The sequence below is a fragment of the Streptomyces sp. HmicA12 genome, from assembly GCF_000373565.1.
Classification (GTDB): Bacteria; Actinomycetota; Actinomycetes; order Streptomycetales; family Streptomycetaceae; genus Streptomyces.
Genome location: NZ_KB891801.1, coordinates 145234 through 160550 on the forward strand (window position 1 = coordinate 145234; position 15317 = coordinate 160550).

The 15317-nt window shown below is 71.0% G+C and carries 13 protein-coding genes and 1 tRNA gene; 5 read left to right on the plus strand and 9 right to left on the minus strand.

Translation table 11 applies throughout. From position 1 onward, the window contains the following. Nucleotides 1-40: 40 nt before the first annotated feature. Together B072_RS0110360 and B072_RS0110365 are read right to left on the minus strand one after the other, a co-directional pair. Nucleotides 41-2260 carry an MMPL family transporter gene (locus B072_RS0110360; RefSeq protein ID WP_018529869.1) on the minus strand — a complete coding sequence of 740 codons (2220 nt, stop codon included), beginning with the start codon at nt 2258-2260 and terminating at the stop codon, nt 41-43. A 106-nt stretch (nt 2261-2366) separates the two neighbouring features. After that, a complete protein-coding gene (locus B072_RS0110365) occupies nt 2367-2954 on the minus strand; it encodes a TetR/AcrR family transcriptional regulator (protein WP_018529870.1) in 588 nt (195 codons plus the stop codon). 151 nt (nt 2955-3105) lie between these two features. On the opposite strand from B072_RS0110365, the gene B072_RS0110370 reads away from it, so the two are divergent. Next, complete coding sequence (locus tag B072_RS0110370) at nt 3106-6372, plus strand: S41 family peptidase (protein WP_018529871.1); 3267 nt, start codon at nt 3106-3108, stop codon at nt 6370-6372. A gap of 95 nt (nt 6373-6467) precedes the next feature. Here B072_RS0110370 and B072_RS0110375 read toward each other — a convergent pair whose 3' ends face one another. The 4 genes from B072_RS0110375 to B072_RS0110390 all read right to left on the minus strand — a co-directional run bounded on the left by B072_RS0110375 (nt 6468) and on the right by B072_RS0110390 (nt 10120). Continuing rightward, nucleotides 6468-6668 (minus strand): hypothetical protein, encoded by a 201-nt coding sequence (locus tag B072_RS0110375; RefSeq protein ID WP_018529872.1) that lies wholly within the window; start codon nt 6666-6668, stop codon nt 6468-6470. 115 nt (nt 6669-6783) lie between these two features. Continuing rightward, the gene (locus B072_RS0110380; protein WP_018529873.1) at nt 6784-7659 is read right to left on the minus strand and encodes an SDR family oxidoreductase; all 876 of its coding nucleotides are present in this window, start codon (nt 7657-7659) and stop codon (nt 6784-6786) included. Continuing rightward, nucleotides 7656-8588 carry an alpha/beta fold hydrolase gene (locus tag B072_RS0110385; RefSeq protein WP_018529874.1) on the minus strand — a complete coding sequence of 311 codons (933 nt, stop codon included), beginning with the start codon at nt 8586-8588 and terminating at the stop codon, nt 7656-7658. Before B072_RS0110385 ends, B072_RS0110380 begins: the two co-directional genes overlap by 4 nt. Beyond that, complete coding sequence (locus B072_RS0110390) at nt 8585-10120, minus strand: flavin-containing monooxygenase (RefSeq protein WP_018529875.1); 1536 nt, start codon at nt 10118-10120, stop codon at nt 8585-8587. The genes B072_RS0110385 and B072_RS0110390 overlap by 4 nt, the downstream gene beginning before the upstream one ends. A 176-nt stretch (nt 10121-10296) precedes the next feature. Here B072_RS0110390 and B072_RS0110395 point away from each other — a divergent pair, with 176 nt between their 5' ends. The 3 genes from B072_RS0110395 to B072_RS49075 all read left to right on the plus strand — a co-directional run bounded on the left by B072_RS0110395 (nt 10297) and on the right by B072_RS49075 (nt 12345). Further along, nucleotides 10297-10917, plus strand: coding sequence for a MerR family transcriptional regulator (locus tag B072_RS0110395; RefSeq protein ID WP_051127149.1), 621 nt, complete (start codon nt 10297-10299; stop codon nt 10915-10917). A 139-nt stretch (nt 10918-11056) separates the two neighbouring features. Continuing rightward, complete coding sequence (locus B072_RS49070) at nt 11057-11680, plus strand: recombinase family protein (protein WP_234018831.1); 624 nt, start codon at nt 11057-11059, stop codon at nt 11678-11680. Beyond that, nucleotides 11638-12345 carry a recombinase family protein gene (locus B072_RS49075; RefSeq protein ID WP_234018832.1) on the plus strand — a complete coding sequence of 236 codons (708 nt, stop codon included), beginning with the start codon at nt 11638-11640 and terminating at the stop codon, nt 12343-12345. The genes B072_RS49070 and B072_RS49075 overlap by 43 nt, the downstream gene beginning before the upstream one ends. A 50-nt stretch (nt 12346-12395) precedes the next feature. Here the strand turns inward: B072_RS49075 and B072_RS0110405 are convergent, their stop codons facing one another. Continuing rightward, a complete protein-coding gene (locus B072_RS0110405; RefSeq protein WP_063746437.1) occupies nt 12396-13220 on the minus strand; it encodes an exodeoxyribonuclease III in 825 nt (274 codons plus the stop codon). A 46-nt stretch (nt 13221-13266) separates the two neighbouring features. On the opposite strand from B072_RS0110405, the gene B072_RS0110410 reads away from it, so the two are divergent. Then, on the plus strand, nt 13267-13782 hold the full coding sequence (locus B072_RS0110410) for a GNAT family N-acetyltransferase (protein WP_018529878.1): 516 nt from the start codon (nt 13267-13269) through the stop codon (nt 13780-13782). 64 nt (nt 13783-13846) lie between these two features. On the opposite strand, the gene B072_RS0110415 is transcribed toward B072_RS0110410, so the two are convergent. Continuing rightward, nucleotides 13847-13920 (minus strand) — tRNA-Ala (locus tag B072_RS0110415). Between the two features lie 89 nt (nt 13921-14009). Next, nucleotides 14010-15200, minus strand: coding sequence for a hypothetical protein (locus B072_RS0110420; RefSeq protein ID WP_018529879.1), 1191 nt, complete (start codon nt 15198-15200; stop codon nt 14010-14012). Nucleotides 15201-15317: the final 117 nt, after the last annotated feature.

Below are 15317 nucleotides of genomic sequence, written 5' to 3' on the forward strand. Positions count from 1 at the left end.
GCCCGTGACCGTCAGCCCGTGACGATCACACCCGTGACGATCAGGCGCTGACGAGCTCCCGGTCGGCGTCGGCGTCCCCGTCCTTGTCGGCCGCCGACCTGAGGCCCTCGCCCTCCACGTCCACGTTCGGCAGCGCCCGCTCCAGCCACTTCGGCAGCCACCAGGCACGCTTGCCGAGCAGCGCGAGCACCGCGGGCACGATCGTCATGCGGACGACGAACGCGTCGAAGAAGACGGCGATCGCGAGGCCGAAGCCGATCATCTTCACCATCTGCTCGGACGACCCGATGAAGCCCGCGAACACCGCGATCATGATGACGGCCGCGGCCGTGACCACCCGGGCCCCGTGCCGGAACCCGGTGACGATCGCCTGCGCCGGGCGCTCCCCGTGGACGTACGCCTCCCGCATCCGGGTCACGAGGAACACCTCGTAGTCCATCGCGAGACCGAAGACCACGCCCACCATGAAGATCGGCATCATCGACATGACCGGACCGGTCTGCTCGACGCCGAACAGCGAGCCGAGCCAGCCCCACTGGTAGACCGCGACGACGGCGCCGAGCGCGGCGAGCACCGAGAGCAGGAAGCCGAGCGCCGCCTTGAGCGGCACGAGGACCGAGCGGAAGACGACCATCAGGAGCAGGAAGGCGAGGCCGACGACGAGTGCCAGGTAGGGCACGAGCGCGTCGTTCAGCTTCTGCGAGACGTCGATGTTCATGGCGGTCGAGCCGGTGACGGCCAGCTCGGCGCCGGTGTCGGCCTTGATGTCCTTGCCCGCGTCGCGGATGGAGTGCACGACGTCCTCGGTCTGGACCGACGACGGCTTGTACTTCGAGACGACGCTGATGATGGCGGTGTCGCCCGCCTTGTTGAAGGTCGCGGGCGTGACGGCCGCGATCCCGTCCGTCTTCTTGATCGTCGAGACGACCTGGTCGACGGCGGCCTTCGGGTCATCGGCCCTGCTCGCGTCGACGACCGTCATCAGCGGCCCGTTGAAGCCCGGCCCGAAGCCCTCCGAGAGCAGGTCGTACGCCTTGCGCTGGGTGGTGCTGGTGGGCTGCGCGCCGTCGTCGGGCAGGCCGAGTTCGAGCGAGGCGACCGGGACGGCCATGGCGCCGAGACCGAGGACGCCGACGACGAGGACGGCGACCGGGCGGCGCAGCACGAAGCGGGCCCAGCGGGTGCCCATGTTGGTCTTGGGCTCGGCGTCCTGCTGGGCCTTCCCGGTCTCCTGCGCCTTGCGGGCCTTGCGGCCGTGGACGCGCTTGCCCGCGTAGCCGAGCAGCGCCGGGATGAGGGTGAGCGCGATGAGCACGGCGATGGCGACGGTGCCGGCGGCCGCGATGCCCATCTTGGTCAGCATCGGGATGTTGACGACGGCGAGGCCGACCAGCGCGATGACGACGGTGAGCCCGGCGAAGACGACGGCCGAACCGGCGGTGCCGACGGCCCGCCCCGCGGCTTCCTCGCGCTCCCGGCCCTCGGCCAGTTCGGCGCGGTAGCGGGAGACGATGAACAGCGCGTAGTCGATACCGACCGCGAGGCCGATCATCATCGCGAGGGTGGAGGTGGTGGTGCCCAGGTCCAGCGCGTCGGCCAGCGCCGTGATGGACGAGACGCCGATGCCGACGCCGATGATCGCGGTCAGCAGCGGCAGCCCGGCGGCGAGGAGCGAGCCGAACGTGATGACCAGGACCACGGCCGCGATCGCGATGCCGATGACCTCGGTGGCGCCGGTCTCCGGCATGGCCTGCAGCGCGTCACCGCCGACCTCGACGGTCAGCCCGGTCTCCTTGGCCTGGTCGATGACCTTCTGCAGCGCGTCCCGGTCGTCGTCGGTCAGCTCCATCGAGGAGACCTTGTACGAGGCCGAGGCGTAGGCGATCTCGCCGTTCTTGCTGATCGTCTTCGCGGCGAACGGGTCGGCGACGGAGGCGACCTGCTTCGAGCTGGACTTGATCGCGGAGACCGTGTCCTGGATGTCCGCCTTGTTGGCGGCGTCCGTGAGCTTCTCACCGGCCGGCGCCTTGAAGACGACCCGGGCGGTGGCGCCGTCGGCGGCCGAGCCCGGGAAGCGCTGGTCGAGCAGGTCGAAGGCCTTCTGGGCCTCGGTGCCGGGGATCGAGAAGGAGCTGGAGGCGGCGGTCGGCGCGGTGGCCGCGCCGACGCCCGCGAGGGTGAGCAGCGCCACCCATATCAGGGCGACGAAGTGCCGTCGCCGAAAAGCGAGTTTGCCGAGTTTGTAGAGGAACGTGGCCACGAAGGCGTACTCCGGTCAGGTCGTGGGGTCCGGCAGGGCAGGGAACATCGCCCGACGACGTGAGCGGGCCGTGTCGGTCAACTGGGGCAATGCACGGGGGTGTTGCTCAGGCGACGAGGGCGGGGAGGACCACAGCGTCGATGTACGAGGTGATGTAGGCCTGGGTGGGCGGCTGCTCGTCGATGAGCGTGCGGGTGGCGAAGGCGCCGATCAGCATGTGGATGATGTAGTCGAGCGCCGGGTTGTCGGCCCGGATCTCGCCTCTGTCCACCGCCCGCTGCATCATCCGGTCGAGACCGGACAGCTCGGGTGCGACGATCCACTCCTTGAAGGCGGCGAGCAGATCGGGGTTGGCGTGCACGGCCACCATCAGGCCGCGCATGAGCGCGCTGTTCTGCTCCATGTGACAGTCGTCGTCGCGGAGCACCATCGCGTGCAGGTCGCCGCGGAGCGACCCCGTGTCGATCTCGTCGAAATGCGGCTTCTGGTGCCGCAGCGCCTTCACGACCAGCTCGGCCTTGCCGCCCCACTGGCGGTAGAGCGTCGCCTTGCTGGCCCGGGTCCTGGTGGCCACGGCGTCCATGGTCAGGGCGTCGTAACCGACCTCACGGAGGAGGTCGAGCACGGCCGTGTACAGCTCGGCCTCGCGCTCGGGCGTGAGCCGACTGCGTCGCGCTGCCGCTTCGGCGACCATGACCTCACCTCTCCGGGTTCGTACGTCCTGAACATACCCCGCACCCTAACGAAACGAAACCGTTTCGTACGTGGGTTGCGCCACACCGAGCCCCCGCAAGGGGCGCGGGGCCCAGGTTGCCGGAGGCCCTGTCGCGGAAAAGCATGGGGAGGTGACCCAGGACGAGACAGCCCAGGCCTACCTACGATTCCCGCACCTGAGCGGCGAGCGACTGTGTTTCGCCGCCGAGGACGATCTATGGGTCGCCCCGCTGGACGGCTCGGCGCGGGCCTGGCGGGTCACCGTCGACCGCACCAAGGTCAGCCACCCGCGCTTCTCGCCGGACGGCCGGCACATCGCGTACACGACCTGGCGCAGCCTCGACCCCGAGATCCACCTGGCCCCGGTGGACGGCGGAGCCGCGCGCCGCCTCACCTACTGGGGCAGCGTCGACACCCAGGTACGCGGCTGGACTCCCCCCGACAAGGACGGGAAGGCCGACATCCTCGCCGTCGCCTCGCACGGCGAGCCCTTCTCCTACTTCACCTTCGCCTACAGCGTGCCCACCGACGGCTCCCCCGGCGGCAAGCTCCCCTGGGGCCCGGTCTCCGACATCCAGGTCGCCGACATCGACGGCGAGCGGCAGACCCTCCTGCTCACCGGCACGCCGCCGCACGAACCGGCCGCCTGGAAGCGCTACCGGGGCGGCGCCCAGGGCCGCCTGTGGGTGCACGGACAACGGATCCTGGCCGACCTCGACGGGCACCTCGACGCCCCGATGTTCGTCGGCGACCGCATCGCGTTCCTCTCCGACCACGAGGGCATCGGCAACGTCTACTCCTGCCTGCCCGACGGCACCGACCTGACCCGGCACACCGACCACGACGCCTTCTACGCCCGGCACGCCTCGACCGACGGCACCCGCGTCGTCTACCAGTGCGCGGGCGACCTGTGGATCCTGGACGACCTCGGCCCCGCCTCGCGGCCCCGCAGGCTGGAGGTCCGCCTCGGCGGCCCGCGCGCCGGGCGCCGCGGCTACCAGGTCCCGGCCGCCCACCACATCGACTCGCTCTCCGTCGACGAGACGGGCCGGGCCAGCGCGGTCGTCGTGCGCGGCTCCCTGTACTGGCTCACCCACCGCGACGGACCGGCCCGCACCATCACCGACACCCCCGGGGTGCGGGTCCGCCTCCCGGAGATGCTGGGCTCCGGCGGGCAGGTCGCCTACGTCACCGACGCCGAGGGCGAGGACGCCGTCGAGATCGCCTACCTCCCGCGGGCCAGCGGCGACCGGGAGCCCCGGCGGCTCGCCTCCGGCGGACTCGGCCGCGTGCAGGAACTCGTCGCGGACTCCGAGGGCGAGCGCCTCGCCATCGCGTCGAACGACGGGCGGCTGCTCCTCATCGACGCGACCGAGGAGTCGAACGGCGAGGTCACCGAGCTGATCCGGTCCACCAACGGCCCGGTCCGCGATCTCGCCTTCTCCCCCGACGGCACCTGGCTGACCTGGTCCCACCCGGGCGTCGGCCGCTCCCTGCGCCAGATCAAGATGGCGCGCATCGCCGGGCCCGCCGCCCGGACGATCGTCGACGTCACCAACGGCCGCTTCGAGGACGAGAACCCGGTCTTCACCCGCGACGGCCGCTACCTGGCGTTCCTGTCCTGGCGCGGCTTCGACCCGGTCTACGACGTGCACACCGGCGACCTGTCCTTCCCGCTGGGCTGCCGCCCCTACCTCGTACCGCTCTCCTCGGCCACCCCCTCCCCGTTCGCGCTCTCGCCGGACGGACGCACCGCGGCGGGCGGCCTGGACCCGGGGGACGAGGGGGACGGCGACGGCACGCCGACCGTCGAGATCGAGGGCCTCGCCAACCGCGTCGTGCCCTTCCCGGTCGCGGCCTCCAAGTACTCGGCGCTGCACCCGGTCTCCGGCGGCGGCCTGGTCTGGCTGCGCTGGCCGATCTCGGGCGCGCTCGGCGAGACGTTCGCCAACCCGGCCGACCCCTCGGCCCAGCCGACCCTCGAACACTTCAACCTCGCCAAGGGCAAGAAGACCCAACTCGTCGACCACATGGACTGGTTCGCGGTCAGCGGCGACGGCGGCCGGCTCGTCGTCGGCGACGAGGGCGACCTCCAGGCGGTCCCCTCCACCGAGGCCGGCGACAGCGACTCCACGGTCTGGATCGACCTGCGTCGCATCCTGCACGAGGCCGACCCGGCCGCCGAGTGGCGCCAGGCCTTCGACGAGGCGGGCCGGATCATCCGCGCCTACTTCTGGGAACCGAGGATGTGCGGCATCGACTGGGACGCCGTCCTCGACCAGTACCGGCCGCTCGTCGAACGGGTCGCGTCGCCGGACGAGTTCGCCGACCTGCTGCGCGAGGTCCTCGGTGAACTGGGCACCTCGCACGCGTACGTGGCCGCCGCCCGCCGCAACGAGGGCCCGCCGCACTACCAGCGCGCCCAGGGCCTGCTCGGCGCCAACTTCGTGTGCCGGGACGGCAGTTGGCTGGTCTCCCGGATCCTGCCCGGTGACTCCTCGGACTCCAAGGCCCGCTCCCCGCTGGCCGGCACCGGCATCCGCGAGGGCGCCGCGCTCACCCACGTGGACGGCCGCCCGGTCGACCCGGTGGCGGGCCCGTTCCCGCTGCTCGCGGGCGCCGGCGGCACCACGGTCGAGCTGACCTTCACCCCGGCCGAGGGCGAGGGCCGCGCACGCCGGGTCGCCGTGGTCCCCCTCATCGACGAACGCCCCCTGCGCTACCAGGACTGGGTCGCCAAACGGCGCGCCGTCGTACGGGAGTTGAGCGGCGGCAAGTGCGGCTACCTGCACATTCCCGACATGGGCGGCTCCGGCTGGGCCCAGTTCAACCGCGACCTGCGCATGGAGGTCTCCCGGCCCGCCCTCATCGTCGACGTGCGCGGCAACGCGGGCGGACACATCAGCGAACTGGTCGTCGAGAAACTGACCCGGAAGATCATCGGCTGGGACCTCACACGGAACGCCCAGGCGGTCTCGTACGCGTCAAATGCCCCTAGAGGACCGGTGGTCGCGCTCGCCGACGAGGCCACGTCCTCCGACGGCGACATGATCACCGCCGCTTTCAAGCTGCTCGCGCTCGGCCCGGTCGTCGGGCAGCGCACCTGGGGCGGCGTCGTCGGCATGACCGGACGCCACACGCTCGGCGACGGCACGGTGATCACCGTGCCGATGAACGCGGCCTGGTTCCCCGAGTACGGCTGGAGCATCGAGAACCGGGGCGTCGACCCCGACATCGAGGTGCTGCGCACCCCGCTCGACTGGGCGGAGGGCCGGCACGCCCAGCTCGACGACGCGGTCGAACTCGCCCTGAACCTGCTGAAGGAGCAGGGCGCCCTGACCCCGCCGGACTACGCGGACGTACCGGACCGGCGGCGCCCGAAGCTGCCGCCCCGGTAACTCCCTTACGGGGCGAACGAGTTGAGCCCCACCCGGAGACCGGGTGGGGCTCAGGTCACGATGCGCTCAAGGAGCGCTCGGGACGGACTCGGAGGTCAGGAGTCCTGCTGGAACTTCTCCTGGGCCTGCTGAGCACGGTCGCCCACTTCGTCCTGACCCTGCTGAGCACGCTCGCTCGCCTGGTCCTGACCCTGCTGAGCGCGCTCGCTCGCCTCGTCCTTGGCGCCGCCGAACTTCTCCTTCGCCTGGTCCTGGAGCTGGTCGGCCTTGTCCTTGAACTGGTCCATGATGCCCATGCTTGTTCACTCCCGTTGGTGGGTGAGGGGATCGGGCCTCGACCAGACTGACACGGCGGAACATATGCCGCATTTCGATCAGTGACCGACCGTGCAGGGGCGTAAAAAGCGCAGGTCAGCGACCTCGTACCGATTCGTCGGCGGCCCCACCGGCCCCGACCAGTCCCTTCGAGACGCTGCCGAGCCGCCCCTCGAAGCGGCGCATCTCGCGCTGCCCGACGGTCCCGATGAGCGCGGGCAGGTACCCGCGGATGCCCTGCATGCCGCGCAGCCACCACTGCGCGTACACGTGCGAGGACCGCCGCTCGATGCCGTCCACGATCCGGTCGACGGCCGGGCCCAGCGGATACGTCTTGTTCGACGGCCACGGCAGCCGCTGACGCAGCTCGCGCATCACGTCGTCCTGGTCGGCACCGCGCACCATGTCGGTGTCGGTCCACGACAGATAACCGACACCCACCTGGACACCCTTGTAGCCGACCTCGGCCCGCAGGCTGTGCGCGTACGCCTCGACACCCGACTTGGACGCGCAGTACGCGCTCATCATCGGCGCCGGGGTGATCGCGGCGAGCGAGGCGATCTGCAGCAAGTAGCCGCGCGATTCCATGAGTACGGGCAGGAAGGCGCGGGCGGTGACGGCCGACCCGATGAGGTTGACCTCGATGACACGGCGCCAGGCGACGGGGTCGGAGTCCACGAACGGACCGCCGGTGGCCACACCGGCGTTGGCCACGACGATGTCGACCTTCCCGAACCGGTCCTTCACCTGCTGCGCGACCCGCGCCATCGCCACATGGTCGGTGACATCGGCGTGCCACCAGTCGGCGTCGGAGTGCAGCCGCCCCGCGACCTGCTTCAACTCGTCCGGCTCCAGCCCGACCAGCGCGATCTTGGCGCCGCGCGCCGACAGCTTCCGGGCGAGCAGCTCACCGACCCCGCGCGCCGCACCCGTGACGACCGCGACCTGACCTTCGAGACTGACCTTGCTCATGCGGCATCGGCCCCCTTCACCTTGATGTATGCGTCGGACAGTTCACGGATCCTCGCGGTGACCGCGTCCGGCGCCTCGATCGGCGTCATGTGACCGAGCCCCGGCAGCTCGGTCAGGCCCACGCAGTTCGGCAGCTCGGAGGCTATCCGCCGGGCGTGCACGACCGGGGTGAGCCGGTCGGCGGTCCCGCCGAGCACGGCCACCGGCATCGCCAGATCCCGTACGCCCTGGTCGACCTGGAGGTGTTCGAGCACCTGCGACCAGCCGTACCGGACCCCGCGCGGACACGCGTGCACGATCCGCGCGCACGCCTCGACCTTGTCGGGCGACGAACCCGGGCCCATCGTCCCGTACTTGAGGATCCGCCGGGCGACCGGAGTGACCGGACCGAGCGGCGCCCTGGAACCGAGGATCGCCCGGGTCAGCCGCGTCCGCAGCCCGCTCGCCCGCAGCAGCGGCACCACGGTCGACTCGTCGACCAGCCGCGAACTGCCGGTGCTGCACAGCAGGACGGCGGCGGCGTGCTCCGTGAGCTTCGCGCGCCCCGCGGCGGCCATCAGCGTCATGGCCCCCATGGAGTGCCCGACGAGCACGGCTTCCTGCCCCGGCGCGAGCGTCGCGGTGAGCACGGCCTCCAGATCGTCGGCCAACATGTCAGTGGTGTAGGGAAGTTGAGCGGAGGCGGGGCTGCGCCCGTGCCCCCGCTGGTCGTACACGATCACCCGGTGATCGGTGGCGAGGGCGCGCACCTGCGCCGCCCAGAAGGCGATCGAGCAGGTCCAGCCGTGCGCGAGCACGACGGCGGGCCCGTCGGCGGGGCCGTGCACCTCGACGTGCAGCCGGGCGCCGTCCGCCGAGGTCACGGTCAGCTCGTCGGCGGCGACGGGCGGCGCGTGGGGCCCGGTCCGCACATGCATGAGGCGGCTCACGCGGCACTCACCTCCGTCTTCTTCTTCGTACGGCGCTCGGCGGAGGAAGCATCGACGGGCGGCCGCACCACCTCGTACTCCCCCACGTCCACATGCCGTGTGGCCTGCCGGAACTCGGTCGTCGTGCCGGGCCACACCGTCGTGTTGCGCCCGTTCTCGTCCAGGTACCAGCTGTCGCAGCCACCGGTGTTCCACACGGTGCGCCGCATCCGGTCCTGCACGCGGTTGTTCCACCCGTTGACGGCGGTCTCGCGCGGCGTGAGAGCGACGCGGCCACCGAGCACGTTCAACTGCCGCATGTAGTCGGCCATGTAGTTCAGCTGCGACTCGATCATCAGGATCATCGAGGAGTTCCCGAGCCCGGTGTTCGGCCCGATGATCGTCATGAAGTTCGGGAAGCCCGCGGCCGTGGCCCCGCGCAGCGCCGCCATCCCGCCCTTCCAGCTCTCGGCGAGGCTGACGCCCCCGGCACCGACGACCCGCTCGGCGATCGGCATGTCCGTGACGTGGAACCCGGTGCCGAAGACGATCGCGTCGACCTCGGCCTCGGTGCCGTCGGCGGCGACGAGCGTGTTCCCGCGGATCTCGCTCAGCCCGGACGCGACGACGTCCACATTCGGCTGCGCGAGCGCGGGGTAGTAGGCGTTCGACAGCAGGATGCGCTTGCAGCCGATGCGGTAGTCGGGCGTGAGCTTGGCCCGCAGCGCCGGGTCCTTGATCGCCCGGTACATGTTCCGCTTGGCGAGCTGCTCGACCATGCCGAGCTCATTCGGCCGCTTGGTGAACGCCTGGACCTGCAACTCCCGTATCCCCCACAGCAGTCCGCGCCGGGCCTGCGTGGTGAACGGCAGCTGGCGGTGCAGCCAGCGCTCGGCCTTGGTGATGGCGCGGTCGGCGCGCGGCATGACCCACGGGGGCGTGCGCTGGAAGAGGGTGAGCCGCCCGACCTCCTTCTGGACGGCCGGCACGATCTGGATGGCCGACGCGCCCGTCCCTATCATGGCGACGCGCTTGCCCCGAAGGTCGTAGTCGTGGTCCCAGCGGGCGGAGTGGAAGACCTTCCCCCGGAAGCCGTCGAGCCCCTTGATGTCCGGGACCTTCGGGTCGGAGAGCGGCCCGGTGGCGGAGACGACGACGTCGGCGGTGAGCGTGCCGCTCGCGGTCTCGATCTCCCACCACAGCTTCTCGCCGTCCCAACGCGCCTGCTTCACCTCGGAGTTGAGGCGAATGTGCGGGCGCAGCCGGAAGGTGTCGGCGACCTGCTCCAGGTACTCCTGGATGCGCTCCTGCCCGGAGAAGGTCCGTGGCCAGTCCGGGTTCGGGGCGAAGGAGAACGAGTACAGGTGGGACGGCACGTCGCAGGCGCACCCCGGGTAGCTGTTGTCCCGCCAGGTGCCACCGACCGCGTCGGCGCGCTCCAGGACCACGAAGTCGGTGACGCCCTCACGACGCAGCCTGACGGCCGCGCCGAGCCCGCCGAACCCGGATCCGATCACCGCCACCCGTACGTGCTCGTGCTCGCGCTCGGTCATCCCTGCGCCTCCCTAGCCGCGCGACTCTGCCAGTGAACACTGGCACAGTCAGGAGGGTAGAGCAGCAACATACCGAGCGGTAGGGGTTGGCCCGAGGAAAGTTACCAGCGGTACGACATAGGGTTCCTGCCGTGGCGAACCAAGCGACGGAACCCGGCGAGAAGCGCGAATACCGCATGGAGGAACTGGCCGAGGCGGCCGGCATCACGGTGCGCACCGTGCGCTTCTACCGCGAGCGCGGCCTCATCAGGCCCCCGCGCCGCGAGGGCCGCATCGCCTGGTACGACGACACGCACCTGGCCCGCCTGCAGACGATCGCCCAGCTCCTGGAGCGCGGCCACACCCTCAACGGCATCGCGGAGCTCTCCGAGGCCTTCGACCGCGGCCGCGACGTCGCCGAACTCCTCGGCCTCGGCGAACCCACCGAGGAGATCCCGGTCCGCCTGACCGCCACCGAACTGGCCGACCACTTCGCCGACGACGTGACCCCGGAGAACCTCCAGGCCGCCCTGGACCTCGGCTACCTGGGCACCGACGGCGAGGAGATCGTGCACATCAGCCGCCGCCTGCTGGACGTGTCGGCGGCCCTGGTCCGCGAGGGCATCCCGCTCGCCGAGGTCCTCGCGGCGGCGAAGACGGTCCGCGAACACGCGAACGCCCTGGCCACCCTCTTCCACGACCTGGTCCTCGCCCACGGCACGGACACGGACGTCCAACGCCTGCGCCCACTCGCCAAGTCGGTGGTGGAGGCGGAACTGTCGATGGCCCTGGACCGCAGGCTCAGCCCACGCGACTGAGGAATGCCGTCACCCGTTCGAAGGATCTACCTCCGCCTGGGGCACGAATTCCCGTTCCTGATAAGAGAGTTGGCGCGAAACACCCCGGCGGCTGTCCTACCAGCCCCGGGGCATGGCCAACACTTCTGGGAGTGCCAACATGCCCAAGCGTAGCCATTCCGGGTGCGGGCGCGCACTCGGCGCCGTACGACTCAGCCATGTCACCAAGGTGACGACATCACCCGCCAGGCAACGTGCGACCGTCCACACCCTCTCCGCCCACATCGGGTTCTCCCTGATCGGCGAGGCCGCCGACCTCGGCGTCTCCGCACGCGCGACGTCCCCCTTCGGCCGCCCCGCCCTGGGGCCGTGGCTCCGCCGCCCGGACAGCTACGACGCCGTCATCTGGTCACACGTCGACCGCGCCGTGCGATCTGTCGCGCACATGTCCGAGTTGATTGCTTGGGGATGCGAGCAGGCCGTCACCCTCGTCTTCGGACTGCCCGATGAGCCGGAGCCATTGACCATCACTCCCCAGGCGGACGGCCGCACCGTCCGCCGCGCCATGGACCTGGCCTACGCCGCCGAGCAGGAATCTCGCACGATCTCCTCCCGGCTCACCGGCACCCACGGGGCGTCGCGCGCGGCCGGCCGCTATGGCGGGGGCCTCGTGCCGTTCGGGTACCGCACCCCTCCGGGGCGGGCTGGTGTCTCGCCCCGGCCCCAGAGGCCGCCGCGCTCGTGCGCGCCATCGTCGAGCAGGCTCAGGCAGGGCATTCCCTGACGGCGATCGCCCGGCGGCTCAACGACGAGGAAGTTCTCGTCCCTCGTGACCGGCACGCGCCGCTTCAAGGGCGGGCCACCGGTGGCATCCGGCACGGACACTCCTTCGACCGATTCCGGTGGACATCGGGAACCCTGTCAAAGGTCCTGCGTTCGCCATCCCTGATGGGGCACCGAGTCCACCGGGGACAGACCGTTCTCGACGAGGACGGCCACCCGGTCCTCATCGGCGAACCGGTGCTGAGCGAGGACGAGTTCGATGACCTCCAGGCCCTCCTGAAGGCCCGGTCCAACGGAACGAGAGGCGAGCGCCGCCCGACTTCCGCGCTTCTGACACGCCTCGCGCACTGCGCGGCCTGTGGTGGTCGCATGTACTACAGGGCACGCACGTCCTACCTGTACGGCGACTACGTCTGCGCCGCCCCGGCAAAGGGCATGAGGTGCCCGGCGGCGGCCGCCATGCGGTCGGACTGGCTGGAGGACTACGTACTCGACCGCTATCGCACAGCGACCGGCACGCGCGGGCCGGTGAGCCGCTCAGAGTTGCTGGCCGCCGAAGTGCGAGTCACCGTCTCCAAAGGCCGCTGCGGCGGCGCGGAGCGACTCGCAGGACCGGACACGTCGCGCCTGACGTTCACGATGGGGACGAAACCTCTGCCCGCTTGACGGGGCGGGATCCGATGCGGGGCGCGTTCGAGCGCGCCCCGCACTTCACGCTAGCGCTCGAAGACCGCCGTGACAGGTGCGTGATCCGACCACCGTTCGTCATGTGTGGCGGCGCGCTCGACAAAGGCCTTCCGGGCGCGACCGGCAAGCCCAGGAGTTGACACGATCAGGTCAATCCTCCATCCCGTGTCATTGTCGAAAGCCCGCCCCCGGTAGGACCACCACGAGTACGGCCCCTCGACGTCCGGGTGCAGGGCGCGCACCACGTCGACGTAGCCGCCGTCGGTCGCGTCGAAGACCCGGCCGAGCCACTCCCGCTCCTCGGGCAGGAACCCGGAGTTCTTCTTGTTGCCCTTCCAGTTCTTCAGGTCGGCCTCCTGGTGGGCGATGTTCCAGTCGCCGCAGACGACGACCTCGCGCCCCTCGGCGGCGGCGCGCTCGCGCAGCTCCTTCAGGTACGCGAGGAACTCCCCCATGAACCGGATCTTCTCGTCCTGCCGCTCGGTCCCGACCTCACCGGAGGGCAGATAGAGGGAGGCGACGGTGACACCCGGCAGGTCGACCTCCACGTACCGGCCACTGCCGTCGAACTCGGCCGACCCGAACCCGACCTGCACCCGCTCGGGCTCGCGCCGCGTATAGAGGGAGACACCGGCCCGCCCCTTGGCCCCGGCGGGAGCGTGCACGACGTGCCAGCCCTCGGGGTCGCGGACCTCGTCCGGCAGCTGCTGCGGCTCGGCGCGCACCTCCTGCAGGCACAGCACGTCGGCGGAGGTCTCGGCGAGCCACTCCACGAAGCCCTTCTTGGCCGCGGCCCGCAGCCCGTTCACATTCACAGAGGTCACAGTCAGCACCCGGCCACGGTACCGGCACACTGTGACAGTCAGCCGCAACCGTCAGCATAGAGATACGATAGAACGCATGAGTATCCAGCCCCTGTCGTCCACCGCCGCCCCGGCGATCACCCTGCACCCGGTCTCCTTCGGTCACCCCGACGCGATCGCGCTGAACGACCGCGTCCAGCTCGAATACGCGGAGCGCTACGGCGACGAGGGCGACGTCACACCCCTCGACCCCACGATGTTCGACGCCCCGCGGGGGCTCTACCTGATCGCGTACGACGCCGCGGGCACCCCGCTCGCGACAGGAGGCTGGCGCACCCAGGACAAGAACGCGGAGGAGTACGCGGACGGCGACGCCGAGCTCAAGCGCATGTACGTCACCCCCGAGGCCCGCGGCCTCGGCCTCGCCCGTCGCATCCTGGCGGCCCTGGAGGAGGACGCCCGCGCGGCGGGCCGTGTCCGCATGGTCCTGGAGACGGGCACCAAGCAGCCCGAGGCCATAGCCCTCTACCTGTCGAGCGGTTACGAGCCCTGCGCCAAGTTCGGCCACTACCGCTTCGAGGACCTGAGCCGCTGTTACGCGAAGGCGCTGTGACCCCTCCGGGGGTCCCGGGAAAAGCAAGAACCCCGCTGGTTTCCCAGCGGGGTTCTCATTGCAGTGGACCTGAGGGGATTCGAACCCCTGGCCCCCTCGATGCGAACGAGGTGCGCTACCGGACTGCGCCACAGGCCCTTGCAACGAGTGAAACTCTAGCACCCCGATCGGGGTGCTTGGAAATCCGTTCCCGAGCTGGTCAGCCGGGCGCCTTCGAGGCGCCCGGCTCACTCGTTGGCGGCGCGCGGCCGTCCGTCGACGCCGTCGTCGTACTGGTCGAAGAGCGGGGTGCGGCCCCGCTCGCGCGAGCGGCGCGCGGAGGCGGCGCGGCGTGCGTCGCTGCGTCCGTCGTCGGCGGCGGGCAGCTCCTCGGCCTCGGTCTCCTCGACCGCCGAGGAGCGGGCCGCGCTCCAGGTCTCCGGGGCGCCGTAGTCGATGCCGCCGCCGGCGCGCGGGGCGACCGGCGCGGTCACGTACGTGGGCAGCGGGACCGGCACCGGGTCCCAGCTGTCGCCGGGTCCGGGGCGGCGCTGCCGCTCGCGCTGCTGGTCGACCCACTCGGCGTGGTCGGTCTGTTCGACGAGCGCGCGCCGGTCCGCGGCGAGCGCCTCGAGGCCGGGGTCGGTCGCCGTCTCCTCGGCGCCTGGTCCGTCCTCCGCGTTGTCGGCGTATTCGGTGTATTCGGTGTGTTCGGCCGCGGTGCGTCCCGCGGCCGGCTGCCGCCTGCGCGGCTGGCGCTCGCGCAGACGCTGCGCGGCGACCTCGGCGCCGCGCCGGTCCATGACGTAGGCGAAGCGGCGGCGTTCCTGGGAGCGCAGGTAGACGATGTACGCGCTCAGCAGCACGGCGGGGGCCGCGGGTGCCCACAGGAACGCGAGGCCGCCGACTCCGGCCACGATCGCGCCGACCGTGAAGGCGGCGAAGAGCAGCACGGTCGTACGGCGTCGGCGCGCGAGCACCTTGGAGCGACGGGCCCGCGCCTGTGCCTCGGCGGAGGCGGAAGTGGGGCGCGCGGGGCGGGGCTTGGGCGACTTGGCCGCCTGCGGTTCCGGTTCTCGCGCCCGTTCCGTGCGTCCCCGTTCGGGGGCCGGGGCGGGTCGCTCCACCGGCCGCTCCACGGACGGTGCCCGTTCCTCGGCCGGGGACACGACGAAGGCCCGGACGTCCACCGGGTCGGTGGGTACGTCCGGGTCGGCCGGGTCGCCGGGCCGCTCGTCCGACTCGGGCGAGCGCGCCTGCAGGTCCTTGGCGTATCGGCGCTCCATGCCCGCCCGACCGGAGAGAAGCCGGATGGCGGTGCTGAAGCGTTCCGTCGGACGGGCTTCGTTCAGCTCGTCCTGCCTACGGAGCCACATCGGCACCAAGTAGGCGGCCCAGGCCCCGACAATGACTGCGTAGATGAGGCCGCTGCTGCTCACGCTCACACCGTAGAGGGGATTGCGTGAGGCGATCCGCCAATCGGGCCGGTGTGTCGCACGATCTGGCTGATATTCCGAACTTTTTTTGTGACTGATGCGATCAACTGCGCGATCGGG

Coding starts and splice junctions, on each gene's coding strand:
- B072_RS0110390 (WP_018529875.1), bottom strand. CDS start 10,120: ATGACCGAGCGCGAGCACGAGCACGTACGGGTGGCGGTGATCGGATCC.
- B072_RS0110375 (WP_018529872.1), bottom strand. CDS start 6,668: ATGGGCATCATGGACCAGTTCAAGGACAAGGCCGACCAGCTCCAGGAC.
- B072_RS0110395 (WP_051127149.1), top strand. CDS start 10,297: ATGGAGGAACTGGCCGAGGCGGCCGGCATCACGGTGCGCACCGTGCGC.
- B072_RS49070 (WP_234018831.1), top strand. CDS start 11,057: ATGCCCAAGCGTAGCCATTCCGGGTGCGGGCGCGCACTCGGCGCCGTA.
- B072_RS0110410 (WP_018529878.1), top strand. CDS start 13,267: ATGAGTATCCAGCCCCTGTCGTCCACCGCCGCCCCGGCGATCACCCTG.
- B072_RS0110380 (WP_018529873.1), bottom strand. CDS start 7,659: ATGAGCAAGGTCAGTCTCGAAGGTCAGGTCGCGGTCGTCACGGGTGCG.
- B072_RS0110365 (WP_018529870.1), bottom strand. CDS start 2,954: ATGGTCGCCGAAGCGGCAGCGCGACGCAGTCGGCTCACGCCCGAGCGC.